This is a genomic window from Parendozoicomonas verongulae (genome assembly GCF_009711465.1).
Classification (GTDB): domain Bacteria; phylum Pseudomonadota; class Gammaproteobacteria; order Pseudomonadales; family Endozoicomonadaceae; genus Sansalvadorimonas; species Sansalvadorimonas verongulae.
Window position 1 is genome coordinate 1 of record NZ_SMME01000780.1, and the last position, 12,905, is coordinate 12,905.

Here is a 12,905-nt window from a genome sequence, read left to right on the forward strand (position 1 = left end):
CCTTGAAGAGCGAAAAAATCCACTCGCCATTATTATGCGAAAGCAATGGTCCGGGCACTACTTATTAATCCAGCTCTAAGTGACGAAGTGTGCCTGTTTCACAATCAAATGAAAATAATGGAAGGCTAAAACCAAATCTTTGTTCTGTTAGTTTTTTAAACTCTTTTCCATCGTGAAAAATTTGCTGTCTATCCTCTAGAAATGCGCGTTCTAGATTAAAAGCGATAATGATACCAATTATAGATGTTGCCTCATATTCACAAACAACCTCATTGTATTTTAATCTTCCTTGATCTAAATGTTTACTTTTTTCCACCATGTAATCTTTTAGCTCTTTTGTTGTCTGGAACCACTTGGTACCTTGTTCTTCGCCCATATCGAAAGCGAAACGGCCAACACTTTCTGGGTTAACAATATAGCCACTACGTATACCAATTGATTTGTAACGTTTTTCTTTTTCATCCCAAGAAAGAGAATAACCCTGAGCATCAACAGGCCGTGAACCAATATCGCGGTCAGAAATAACTTTTTGACTTGATCTATCCACATCAACTATAAAACCAATATTTCGATATAAATCCTGCTTTGGGCAGGGGGCTAAGAGAGAAGTGGCTGCACACCTTACAACCTTGTCGCCGCCTCTTAACTGAGTGTATTCTTGTTCTGCCCTATCTAAATCACGTTCACTTAAAGAATTAATAAGCATCTTGGCTAGTAGTTTACCCTCACACAATTTCTCATTAAAATACTTATTCAAGTCACTATCATAAGTTTTTTCTGACAAAAGTGGCTGTTCAATATATGGTGCTCGGATAACTGGATTAGAGGCAATATACATAATTTTCACTCCATAGATGCTTGTCCTGTCTTTTAGTGGTTATTTTATGTAAAAAATATTTGGTTTTTCTAACACAGTAGACAGGAGATATAACAAAAAAATCCAGCCTGAGAATTTTAAATTTACGATTCTTAATAATGGATATTTTTATCCAGAAAATTCAAGGCTGACTGTTTTTAACAATCCAGAAGCTAGGGGGTATTTTAGTTTTGTAGGTATCTTGCATCGAAAATAAAAGCACACAGTAACACCTCATTCTTAACTGAATGAGGTGTCCTGCCAATACAGATATTGAGTCTAAAGCGTCACGCAGCAGCCGTCACCTTCTTATCAGAATCCTTCTCCGCAGAAACAGGCTTAGAGGCCTTAGCCTTAATAGGCTCCACTTTCCGCTGCTTCTCATAAAGAAACTTCAAAACCTCAGAGCGAAGGCGGTTGTATTCCGGGTCATCGGCAAGGGCCAGCCGGTTTCGTGGGCGCTCCAGTTTCACATCCAGAATTTCACCTACCTTTGCAGCCGGGCCGTTGGTCATCATCACAATACGGTCGGAGAGAAGAACAGCTTCGTCGACATCGTGGGTAATCATAATCACGGTGTTATTCAGTTCGTTTTGAATCTCCATCAAAGAGTCCTGCATATGGGCGCGGGTGAGGGCGTCGAGGGCACCGAAAGGTTCGTCCATCAGCAATACATCGGGTTGCATAGCGAGGGCGCGGGCGATACCTACACGCTGCTTCATACCGCCGGAGATTTCATCGGGACGCTTATCCATGGCGTGATCCATATGCACCAGTGCAAGGTTGTACTCAATCCACTCACGGGCTTCCCGCTTACTCTTTTTCCGGCCGAAAACCTGCTTAACCGCCAGCTCTACATTTTCATAAGCGGAAAGCCAGGGAAGCAAAGAATGGTTCTGGAAAACAACCGCACGTTCAGGGCCAGGCTCTGCAACCTCTTTACCGTTCAACACCACACCGCCCTTTGTGGCTTGATGAAGACCAGCCACAATATTCAGCACAGTGGATTTGCCACAGCCGGAATGACCAATCAGGGAAATAAACTCACCTTTGGCAATTTTCAGGCTGACATCCTTCAAAGCCGTAAACGGCCCTTTGGGCGTGGGAAACGCCATATCCACATGATCAATATCAAGAACAATGTTCATCACACTCATCCTCGCAGACGAAACAAAATAGAAAGTCAGCAAGTGGGGATACCTTTTCAAAGGCCATGGATGGCCTGAGAGCGATTCAGTGCAGGGACTGCACTGTCGGAGCGGAAAAGGTATCCCCACTTTCTGGCGGGTTTATTAACTCCAAAACAAATCAGCGAGCAGCACTGCTCTTATCCCAGGACACAAATCGCTGCAGCTGCAACATGCCCCGATCCAGCAGAAAGCCAATAAAGCCAATCACAAGAACCGCCGCCATAATCCGGCTCAAAGACTCCGAACTGCCATTTTGAAACTCATCCCATACAAACTTCCCAAGCCCCGGGTTCTGGGCCAGCATCTCCGCTGCTATCAACACCATCCAGGCAATCCCTAACGACAATCGCATCCCGGTAAAAATCATGGGAATAGACGCAGGCAAAACAATTTTGCGTACATGGGTTAAAGACGACAGCCGCAGTACTTTGCTCACATTCACCAGGTCCTGCTCGATAGAGGCCACACCCACAGATGTATTAATCAGCATGGGCCACAGGCAGCACAGGGTTACGGTGATAAGAGAGTTAACAAACGACTTGGCAAACAGCGGGTCATCGGTGGTGTAAACCGCGCTCACCACCATCGTCACCAGTGGCAACCAGGCCAGTGGCGACACCGGTTTAAAGGTTTGAATAATGGGGTTAATCGCCGTGTTCAGGGTTTTGTTCAGACCAACAGCGATGCCCAGCGGAATGGCAATTAAAGCTGCCAGCAGAAACCCGCTGGCAACTGTGATCAGGCTGGTAAGAATCTGGTCGATAAAGGTTTCTTTACCGGTGTATTTACGAACCTTGGGCTGATACTCAGGATCAACGGCTACACGCTTTGCATTACGCTCTTCCTGACGTTTATAGAAAGCCGCTTCCTTTACCCGCTCCGCCGAATGCTCAACGTACAGCCCATGAAGCTGGTTAGCCACTGCCGAAGGCCCGGGAAAGGCTCCCAGCGACGTATGAATATTGCTGGCGGCCGACGACCACATCAGCAGGAACACCAGGATACCCACCACCGAGATAATGGCTGTTTTCAGCCATTCCCCGGAGTGTGCAGACCAACTCTTCAGCATCATCACAGTACGTCACCCTTCTTCAAACCAATGACGAAAGTATCGATGTAAGCGTTGGGCTGTTTGCCGTTGTATACGATGTCATCAATGAAGTGCTTTTGTGGTGCACGGAAGCCGTCTTCTGTCGTAAAGTTCGGGAATTCATCCGCATTCGCTAAACCTTCCTCTATCAGAGAAGTGGCTGCTTTCTGATAGATATCCGGGCGATACACCTTCTTCGCGGTTTCGAAGTACCAGCTGTCAGGCTTGTCCTCGGCAATCTGGCCCCAGCGACGCATCTGAGTCATGTACCAGATTGCATCGGAATAGTAGGGGTAGGTGGCGTTGTAGCGAAAGAAGACGTTGAAGTCTGGTACCTCACGCTTGTCACCTTTTTCGTATTCGAAGGTGCCGGTCATGCTGTTGGCGATAACGTCGTAATCCGCACCCACATAGTTGGACTGGGATAATATCTTTACAGCTTCAGGGCGATTAGCATTGTTGTTTTCATCCAGCCACCTGGCTGCACGAATCAATGCACGAGTTAAGCGCACTGTTGTGTTGGGGTACTTGCTGGCAAACTCTTCGGTTATACCAAACACCTTTTCTGGGTTGTTCTTCCAGATTTCATAATCGGTGACAACCGGCACGCCGATATCTTTGAATACCGCTTGCTGGTTCCAGGGCTCACCTACGCAGTAACCGTAAATCGTGCCAGCTTCCAGGGTCGCGGGCATTTGTGGGGGAGGGGTTACGGAAAGAAAGGCATCGGCGTCTATCTTACCGGAGGTATCGCCCTTGTGGGGGGCATAAAAACCAGGGTGGATTCCGCCCGCTGCCAGCCAGTAGCGCAGCTCATAGTTGTGGGTGGAAACCGGGAACACCATGCCCATATTGAATGGCTTGCCTTCGGCATTGTATTTGTCCACTACAGGTTTCAGGGCGTCCGCCTTAATGGGGTGAACTGGTTTGCCATCTGCCTGTTTGGGAATGTTGACCTTCATCTGTTCCCAGATTTTATTGGAAACGGTAATGCCGTTGCCGTTCAAATCCATAGAGAAGGGCGTGATGATATTGGCCCTGGTGCCGTAGCCCATGGTGGCTGCAATGGGTTGCCCCGCCAGCATATGGGCGCCATCCAGTCGACCATCAATCACACCATCCAGCAATACCTTCCAGTTGGCCTGGGCTTCGATAGTGACGTACAGCCCTTCATCCTCAAAAAAGCCTTTTTCATAGGCAATAGCGATGGGTGCCATATCGGTGAGCTTAATAAAGCCAAACTTCAGTTCTTCCTTCTCAGGCCAGCCCAGCTTCTCTTTGCCATGAGCCATTCCCGCCAATGCAGAGGCATTGAGTGTGCTGGCCGCCAGCAGACAGGCCAGTGCGGATGTTTTCAGAAATGATCGTCTTGGTTTCTTCATTGCGTCCTCCTTATGGATACAACTGCACGGCAGTCTTGTTGTTAATGGGAGTAAGCAATGGCTATGCCATCAGACTGCAATCCTTATTTCTACTGGTCTGGTAGTATGTGTGATGGGTGATAAGGTGGGTGGCTATTGTCAGAAGTGGTATTGCTGGCGGTCACATTTTGGGTGGTGTGTTCCACATTGGTGCGCCTTATGTTTAACATTGCTGTTAGAAGAAAGTTATTAGCCTTTCTTATGTGCTGTTAGAATATTTAAGTGTTGCTAATGAATTGTGCCGATATAATAACCACTAACTGCGAATAAACCTAGAGCTGATAGATAACACGGAGTCGCTCTTCTCATGAAAGAAATCAACAAGGTTGTCCTTGCCTACTCAGGCGGATTGGATACCTCTGTTATCGCCAAGTGGCTGGAAGACACCTACCTGTGCGAGGTAGTGACCTTTACTGCTGATCTCGGTCAGGGTGAAGAGGTTGAGCCAGCACGTGCCAAGGCTGAAGCTCTGGGCATTCAAGAAATTTATATTGAAGATCTCCGAGAAGAGTTCGTCCGCGATTTCGTATTCCCCATGTTCCGTGCCAATACTATTTATGAAGGTGAGTATCTGCTGGGTACTTCTATTGCGCGGCCTCTGATCTCCAAGCGGCTGGTGGAAATTGCCAACGAAACTGGTGCCGATGCCATCTCCCACGGTGCCACCGGCAAAGGTAATGATCAGGTGCGTTTTGAACTGGGCGCCTATGCTCTTAAGCCGGGTATTCAGGTCATTGCTCCCTGGCGTGAGTGGGATTTGAACTCCCGGGCAAAACTGCTGGCTTACTGCGACAGGCATGGTATCGAAATTCAAAAGAAGAAGGGCAAGTCTCCCTATTCCATGGATGCCAACCTGCTGCACATTTCCTACGAAGGCGATCTTCTGGAAGATCCATGGAATGAGCCGGAAGAGGATATGTGGCTATGGAGCGTATCGCCGGAAAACGCGCCGGATAAACCCACCTATATCGAACTGACTTATAAGCAGGGCGATATTACCGCTATCGACGATGTGGAGATGACACCCGCAACCGTTCTGGCGCACCTCAACAAGGTAGGCGGCGACAACGGCATTGGCCGGGTAGATATTGTTGAGAACCGTTACGTGGGCATGAAGGCCCGGGGCTGCTATGAAACCCCCGGAGGCACCATTATGCTTAAAGCGCACAGGGCCATTGAATCCATTACTCTGGACCGGGAAGCAGCGCACCTGAAAGATGAGCTGATGCCCCGCTACGCCAAGCTGATTTACAACGGCTACTGGTGGTCTCCCGAGCGGGAAATGCTGCAAACCATGATTGATCAGTCCCAGCTGTATGTGAATGGCCGCGTACGCCTGAAGCTTTATAAAGGGAGTGTAACGGTTGTTGGGCGGGAGTCAGATCAAACCCTTTTTGATGAAAATATTGCTACCTTTGAAGACGATGCTGGCGCTTACAATCAGGCAGATGCGGCTGGTTTTATCAAACTTAATGCCCTGCGGTTAAGGCTGGCGGCTCAGAAAGGTCGCAAACTCTTGTAGTGGGGGGGCTGTTATGGGTGAGAACCGGATGCAGGCCACGCTTCCAGTGATTCATTCAGGCAGCTTGAACCTTGGTGCAAAAGTGAGAAGATAGTCTAATCTTCCTTATAATCTTATTAAGGACTTTGAAAATGGATTTTCAAAAAAAGGCTGGCTTTACACTCATAGAGTTGATGATTGTTGTGGCGATAATCGGTATTCTTGCAGCTATAGCGATACCTGCTTATCAGAGTTATACCGCCCGGGCAGCTATTGCCGGTGAAGTGATACCCATGCTTCAGAAGACTTCCAACGACGTATCCGAATATTTCGCCGTGAATAACACGTTAGCGGGTTTTTGTGCATCGGATGTTGGGCAGGATTTTGTGGGTTCCTCCACTGAATACATAGATAGTTTTAACTGTTGGGAAGGCACAGCAGGCTCACAGGCTTTCCACATACAGGCGGATTTGGACGAAAACCGGTTCCCAGATGATATTCCTGCAGAAGGGCGTATAGTTTTTTTCCCGACTTTTGATGGCAATAATATAAATTGGCATTGCGCTTATCACACATTGGGCATTCTTACAGTACCAGGAAAATATCTGCCAGCCAGTTGTCGTAATAATTACGTAACTGATACAGCAGCGGTTTTTGTGGATGGTGTGAACATGACTAGCTCTTCTCTAGGCAGGTAGGCAGAAGGTTTCCAACCTTTAACAATGAGAGTGAAAAAGCCCTGACTAATGAAACTCGTCAGGGCTGAAGGAGAACAAACAGAGTCAGGTGCTCACTTCCACCCGGTCTGCAATCAGTTGATCTACAACCGCTGGATCGGCCAATGTTGAAGTATCCCCCAAGCTCTCACACTCACCAGAAGCTATCTTGCGCAGTATTCGACGCATAATTTTTCCGGAACGGGTTTTGGGCAGTCCGGGAGCATTCTGAATCACATCCGGTGTGGCAATAGGGCCAATTTCATGACGCACCCATCTCTTCAGGGCCGCTGCCAGTTCGAAGGAGTAATCCACGTTTTTATTTAATGTGACATAAACGTAAATACCCTGACCTTTAATATCATGGGGATAACCCACCACAGCAGCCTCCGCGACATCGTGATGGGCAACCATGGCGCTTTCAATTTCCGCTGTACCCATCCGATGACCAGATACGTTGATAACGTCGTCCACGCGACCGGTGATCCAGTAATAACCGTCTTCGTCCCTGCGGGCACCATCGCCGGTGGTGTACATGCCTTTGAAGGTCGTGAAGTAGGTTTGCACAAAGCGTTCGTGGTCTCCATAAACGGTTCTGGCCTGCCCGGGCCAGCTGTCGAGCACCACCAGATTGCCTTCTGCTTCTCCTTCTATGATATTGCCCATATTATCCACCAGTGCAGGCATTACACCGAAGAAAGGGCGGGTGGCTGAACCGGGCTTGAGAGACGTTGCGCCGGGCAGTGGGGTGATCATGGCTGCGCCGGTTTCTGTCTGCCACCAGGTGTCTACGACGGGACAGCGGCCGGAACCAATAGTCTGGTGATACCAGTACCAGGCCTGTGGGTTAATGGGCTCGCCTACGGTTCCCAGCAAGCGCAGGCTTTCACGGCTAGTGTCTTCTATTGCATCATCACCCTGAGCCATCAATGCGCGGATAGCGGTGGGAGCGATATAGAGAATATTGACGTTGTACTTATCAATAATCTGGCTGATGCGGTTGGTTGTGGGGTAATTGGGCAAGCCTTCGTGCATTACAATTGTGGCACCATTACACAGCGGACCATACACCACATAGGTGTGACCAGTGATCCAACCTACATCGGCGTTGCACCAGAACACTTCATCCTCCCGATAATCAAAAGCGTATTGATGAGTCATGGAGGCATACACCAGATAACCGCCGGTCGTATGCAGAACTCCTTTGGGCTTGCCTGTGGAGCCAGAGGTGTAGAGGATAAACAGCGGGTCTTCCGCGTTCATCTCCCGTGCCTGACAGTGGGGCGAAGAGAGCTGCTGCAGCTCATGCCACCAGACATCACGATGATTGTGCCAGGGAATATCAGCACCTGTACGTTTGTAGACAATGACTTTTTCAATGGAACGAATATCAGGATGAGTCAGTGCTTCGTCTACATTGGCTTTCAGGGGAATCTTCTTGCCACCCCGTACGCCTTCATCGGCCGTAATCACCAGTTTGGCATGACTATCGATAATACGCCCGGCCAGAGCCTCTGGAGAGAAACCGGCAAACACGATGGAGTGAATGGCACCGATGCGGGTACAGGCAAGCATCGCTACTGCCGCTTCCACGACCATGGGCATATAAATGGCCACCACATCGCCCTGCCGTACCCCCTGTGATTTCAGGGCGTTGGCAAAGCGGCATACTTCTTCGTGGAGTTCACCGTAGGTCACTTCCCGTTGTTCGCCAGGCTCATCCCCTTCCCAATAAATAGCAACTTGGTCACGGCGCTTTTCCAGATGCCGGTCCAGACAGTTATGGGACACATTGGTGGTACCGTCTTCAAACCATTTGATGCTGACGTTGTGATCGTCAAAAGAAACATCTTTGACTCTGGTGAAGGGAGTAAACCAGTCGATGCGCTGTCCATGTTCCCGCCAGAACCCTTGAGGGTTCACAATGGATTGCTGATACATCTGGCGGTATCTGGCATCGTCTACCAGAGCCTCGGAAGCGAGCTGCGGTTCAACAGGAAACAGCGAGGGAGCCTGATTGACAGGTTGGGTGCTCATGGGGTCACTCCTGTGTTTTTTATTCTTTTTCTTGAAGCACGAAGCGGATTCTTACTTTTGTCGAACCTCTAAGCCATTAGACCTTGGTCTAAAGCAAGGCGTCTCCATGACATTGCGACTGCCAGAGAAATCAAGGAATATCCGTTTGTAGAAAAATAATAACAGAATAAGAAAGGTAATCATGAGCGGCTGGCTGATAGTTCTGGTATCTCTGATTTATGCCGGAGGTCTTTTTGCAGTGGCCTGGTATGGTGATCGGCACGATCGTTTCCGTCGCGGGCGCTGGCAGCCTCTGGTGTATAGCCTGACCCTTGCCGTCTATTGTACCTCCTGGGCCTTCTTTGGTGCTGTTGGGCAGGCTGCTGTATCGCCATGGTCGTTTATCCCTATCTACCTCGCTCCCATTATTGTGATGCTGTTTATGTGGCGCCTGCAGGCTCGCATGATTGTGTTGGGCAAGCGGGAGAATATTACCTCTATGGCAGACTTTCTCGCAGCTCGTTATGGGCGCTCACGGGCTATGGCCGTTGTGGCCACAGTGGTTGCAGCATTCGGGGTGATTCCTTATATCGCTTTGCAGCTGAAGGCGATTGTTATGGGCTACAACCTGTTGTCTGCTGAGCCAACAGGGTCCGGGGATACGGCGTTACTGGTGACCTTGGTTCTGGCAGGCTTCAGCATTCTGTTCGGCACACGCCATCTGGACACTACGGAGCATCACCATGGGGTAATGCTGGCGATTGCAGTGGAATCTACCCTCAAATTGCTGGCATTTCTGGCGGTGGGTGTGTTTGTGATCTGGCAGGCTCCTCAGGGCTGGACAGGATTGGTGAACGACAGTTTCTCTCTGCAAGCGCCACAGGGCAGTGAATGGTTCAATCTGTCGGTGATGACGGTCGTCTCCATTGCTGCGTATATGTGCCTGCCACGGCAGTTTCACGTGACGGTTGTTGAGAACAGTAAGCCTGAACATTTTCAGACGGCCCGTAAAATCTTTTCTACCTATCTGCTATTGATGGGGCTGTTTGTTCTGCCCATTTCCCTTCTGGGCAAACAGGTTCTGGCTCCTGATGTTTCCCCCGACACCTTTGTGATCAGCCTGCCTATGGGGCTGGGGCATAGCGGTTTGGCTGTGCTGGCGTTTATAGGAGGTGTCTCGGCAGCTATCGGAATGGTGATTGTGTCGGTTATTGCGCTGGCAATTATGTTTGGCAATGAGGTGATTGTGCCTCTGCTTTTACGAGGGCGAAGGTTGACGGGCGCCTCCTTCCTTGAGCTAAAAGGTTTGCTGCTGAATATACGGCGAGGGTTGATTGCTGGCATTCTGCTGCTGGCCTGGGGATTCTCCCGGGTGATTGATGGCCAGTCTCTTGCAGCCCTTGGATTTATGTCGTTTACCGCCCTGGCACAGTTGGCGCCGGGTTTGATTGGTGGCCTGGTATGGCATAACAGTAACCATAATGGGGTTATCGCTGGGGTGATGGCTGGTGGGCTGTGCTGGTTTGTTTTTCTGGTTTTACCAGCAGCAGGTATTGAACTGTCTGTGGTGAAAAGTGTTCAGCAGCTTGCTCCTGACAGTGCCCAGGCTGTGGGCATGCTGATGAGTCTGTTGAGTAATCTTCTTTTTTATTGGCTGGGTTCCCTGTTTTTTGTACCTCGCCTGCAGGAGCGCCATCAAGCCGGACGCTTTATGGATACCAGAGCTTTCGGCCAAAGTGATTTACCCGCAGTCAATGTGCGAGTTGATGAACTCGAGCAGCTGGCGGCTCGCTTTATTGGGACAGAGAAGGCTCGGGAGGCCTTTGAAACCGAAGCGGCTGGTGAGCAGGGCTGGCTTTTTCGTCAGAAGAAAGCCACTCCTATTCTTATTGCCATGACAGAGCGCCTGCTCTCCAGTGTTCTGGGAACATCTTCTGCCCGTATTGTGATGCGCAGTGCACTGGACGGGCACCGGATGGATATCCACGATGTTGAGAATATTGTGGATGAAGCGTCAACCATGCTGGCGTTTAACCGCGAGCTGCTGCAAAGCTCCATTGAGAATATTGATCAGGGGCTGAGTGTTGTTGATCAGGATTTGCGGCTGGTGGCCTGGAATCAGCAATACCTGACCATGTTCAACTATACCGAAGGCTTGGTGACTATGGGGCGTCATATCTCCGAACTCATCCGCTTTAATGCTGAGCGTGGCCTGTGCGGGCCGGGCAGTGTGGATGAGCACATTCGCAAACGGGTAAAGTGGATGCAGAGCGGTACCGCCCATAGCTCTGAACGCACCTACAAAGATGGCACCGTGATACAGATTCAAGGCAACCCCATGCCAGGCGGTGGCTTTGTAATGAGCTTTACTGATATTACCCGTTTCCGCCGTGTAGAAGCTCAGTTGAAGTCATCCAATGAGCGGCTTGAACTGCGGGTTCAGGAGCGGACACAGGCGTTGGAAGCATTGAATCAGGATTTGCAGCAGGCGAAGCAGCAGGCGGAACAGGCCAATCACTCCCGCAGCCGGTTCTTTGCGGCGATAAGCCACGATTTGATGCAACCCATGCACGCAGCCCGGTTGTTTACTTCAACCCTTGTGGATGAATACAAAGAAGGACGGGTAGGGGAGCTGGCGGAACAGCTGGACAGCTCGCTGCAGTCGGCCGAAGGGCTGCTGAAGGATTTGCAGGAGCTGTTCCGGCTGGAAACCGGGCGGGTTTTACGGCATCTGGAATCGTTCTCAATTGAAGAGCTGTTGCAGCCTCTGGCTACAGAGTACGGCGTGATGGCTCAGAAGGACCACACCACATTCCGACTGGTGAAATGCAGCACCGTTATTCAGAGCGACCGCACATTGCTGCGGCGCATTCTACAGAATTTTCTGGCGAACGCGTTTCGCTATGCCAGAGGTGGTAAGGTGATGCTAGTTTGCCGTCGTGTAAGGCAGGAGTTGCGAATTGAAGTGCGAGATAACGGCCCTGGTATTCCTGCACTGCAGCAGGAAGAGGTGTTTCGGGCTTTCCAACGACTGGATCACAGTGATGCCCAGGGGCTGGGTTTGGGGCTGGCTATTGCCCGTGGAGTGGCGCGGGTGTTGAACCATGAGCTGGGGCTGCACTCTGTTCCCGGTAAGGGTTCGGTATTTCATATTACGGTGCCTCAAGGTGTTCTGCCTGCAAGAGTGCGGCGAGCAGCTGTGGAGCCCCGGCAGAGTGGACAGTTCACGGGTTTGAAGGTTTTGTGTATTGATAACGACACCATGATTCTTGAAGGGCAGAAGGCACTGCTGCTGCGCTGGGGCTGTGTTGTTAAAGTTGCAACAGATAAACAGCACGCGCTGGTGGCTACTCAGGGCTTTGAACCGGATGTAATACTCACGGATTATCATCTGGGTGATGGGCATAAGGGGCTGGATATCGTTTACGCTGTGCGAGACATGCTGTGTCAGGATGTACCCGCTATTGTGATTTCAGCCGATGCCAGTCCGGTTCTTAAGGCAAGGTTGCGGGCTGAGGCTGTGGGCTTTCTGGCCAAGCCACTTAAGCCTGCAGCTTTGCGTTCACTCATGGCCCATAAGGTGCGTGCTTCCGCTTAAAGGCTGACAGGCGTGTTAGTACGGTAAACAAAAGGGTGACAGAGGGAGGAAAACCAAGCGGTATCCGTGTCTAACCACACGTTTGTAATCGTATAGTGGAGAGTATGTTATGGATCCGGTCAAGGGTAAAACGTCTAATTTATCACTCAATGATTTGTTGAAAGATACGAGCTGTCTAAAGCAAGCTAAAGAGGCTCAACGCAGGAAAAATGAAAGATTGGCGGCATCTGCGGCTGTTTTTGGCAGAGATATTTCGGCAATGGATAGCTCCTCAGATTCGCCATTTATTTCCCTGGAAGAACATTCAGAAGAAACCCGTTCAGAATGGAAAGCCCGTGCTTCCCGCAGTAGAAGACGCCGACAGTTGGCAACCTATTCTTCGACGCCTCCTTCCTCTCCATCACCATCACCAGAAAGAAAGCGTGAACGTTCTCGATCACCTGTTGAGTTTGTAACCACATCAAAAAAGGATGTCAGGCAGGGCACACAGCAAGTCGCGGTGCGATCCCATGCTGTT

8 protein-coding genes and 1 pseudogene are annotated in these 12,905 nt (G+C 50.0%); 4 read left to right on the forward strand and 5 right to left on the reverse strand.

What is annotated here, in order from left to right; genetic code table 11:
• Positions 1-64 precede the first annotated feature (64 nt).
• The 4 genes from E1189_RS06695 to E1189_RS06710 all read right to left on the reverse strand — a co-directional run bounded on the left by E1189_RS06695 (position 65) and on the right by E1189_RS06710 (position 4,428).
• Positions 65-838: a hypothetical protein gene (locus E1189_RS06695; protein WP_155159265.1), complete on the reverse strand. Its 774-nt coding sequence runs from the start codon at positions 836-838 to the stop codon at positions 65-67.
• Positions 839-1,143: 305 nt separating this feature from the next.
• Complete coding sequence (locus tag E1189_RS06700) at positions 1,144-2,004, reverse strand: ABC transporter ATP-binding protein (protein WP_155159266.1); 861 nt, start codon at positions 2,002-2,004, stop codon at positions 1,144-1,146.
• Between the two features lie 160 nt (positions 2,005-2,164).
• Complete coding sequence (locus E1189_RS06705; RefSeq protein ID WP_408014702.1) at positions 2,165-3,115, reverse strand: ABC transporter permease; 951 nt, start codon at positions 3,113-3,115, stop codon at positions 2,165-2,167.
• Positions 3,116-3,117: 2 nt separating this feature from the next.
• Positions 3,118-4,428, reverse strand: coding sequence for a CmpA/NrtA family ABC transporter substrate-binding protein (locus E1189_RS06710; RefSeq protein ID WP_230460231.1), 1,311 nt, complete (start codon positions 4,426-4,428; stop codon positions 3,118-3,120).
• Positions 4,429-4,864: 436 nt separating this feature from the next.
• Here E1189_RS06710 and E1189_RS06715 point away from each other — a divergent pair, with 436 nt between their 5' ends.
• Both E1189_RS06715 and E1189_RS26215 read left to right on the forward strand, forming a co-directional pair.
• The gene (locus tag E1189_RS06715; protein WP_155159269.1) at positions 4,865-6,079 is read left to right on the forward strand and encodes an argininosuccinate synthase; all 1,215 of its coding nucleotides are present in this window, start codon (positions 4,865-4,867) and stop codon (positions 6,077-6,079) included.
• Positions 6,080-6,210: 131 nt separating this feature from the next.
• A pseudogene (locus tag E1189_RS26215) lies at positions 6,211-6,324 on the forward strand (prepilin-type N-terminal cleavage/methylation domain-containing protein); the annotation flags it as partial.
• A gap of 516 nt (positions 6,325-6,840) precedes the next feature.
• On the opposite strand, the gene acs reads toward E1189_RS26215, so the two are convergent.
• A complete protein-coding gene (gene acs / locus E1189_RS06725; protein WP_155159270.1) occupies positions 6,841-8,811 on the reverse strand; it encodes an acetate--CoA ligase in 1,971 nt (656 codons plus the stop codon).
• Between the two features lie 181 nt (positions 8,812-8,992).
• On the opposite strand from acs, the gene E1189_RS06730 reads away from it, so the two are divergent.
• Positions 8,993-12,388, forward strand: a complete 3,396-nt coding sequence (locus E1189_RS06730; RefSeq protein WP_155159271.1) for a hybrid sensor histidine kinase/response regulator — start codon at positions 8,993-8,995, stop codon at positions 12,386-12,388.
• 109 nt (positions 12,389-12,497) lie between these two features.
• The coding region (locus E1189_RS23790; RefSeq protein WP_196221275.1) for a hypothetical protein at positions 12,498-12,905 on the forward strand (408 nt) is incomplete at its 3' end.

Bases quoted from the DNA above. Each gene is read 5' to 3' on its own strand.
- E1189_RS06695 (WP_155159265.1), bottom strand. From the start codon at position 838: ATGTATATTGCCTCTAATCCAGTTATCCGAGCACCATATATTGAACAG.
- E1189_RS06700 (WP_155159266.1), bottom strand. From the start codon at position 2,004: ATGAACATTGTTCTTGATATTGATCATGTGGATATGGCGTTTCCCACG.
- E1189_RS06705 (WP_408014702.1), bottom strand. From the start codon at position 3,115: ATGCTGAAGAGTTGGTCTGCACACTCCGGGGAATGGCTGAAAACAGCC.
- E1189_RS06710 (WP_230460231.1), bottom strand. From the start codon at position 4,428: ATGGCTCATGGCAAAGAGAAGCTGGGCTGGCCTGAGAAGGAAGAACTG.
- E1189_RS06715 (WP_155159269.1), top strand. From the start codon at position 4,865: ATGAAAGAAATCAACAAGGTTGTCCTTGCCTACTCAGGCGGATTGGAT.
- acs (WP_155159270.1), bottom strand. From the start codon at position 8,811: ATGAGCACCCAACCTGTCAATCAGGCTCCCTCGCTGTTTCCTGTTGAA.
- E1189_RS06730 (WP_155159271.1), top strand. From the start codon at position 8,993: ATGAGCGGCTGGCTGATAGTTCTGGTATCTCTGATTTATGCCGGAGGT.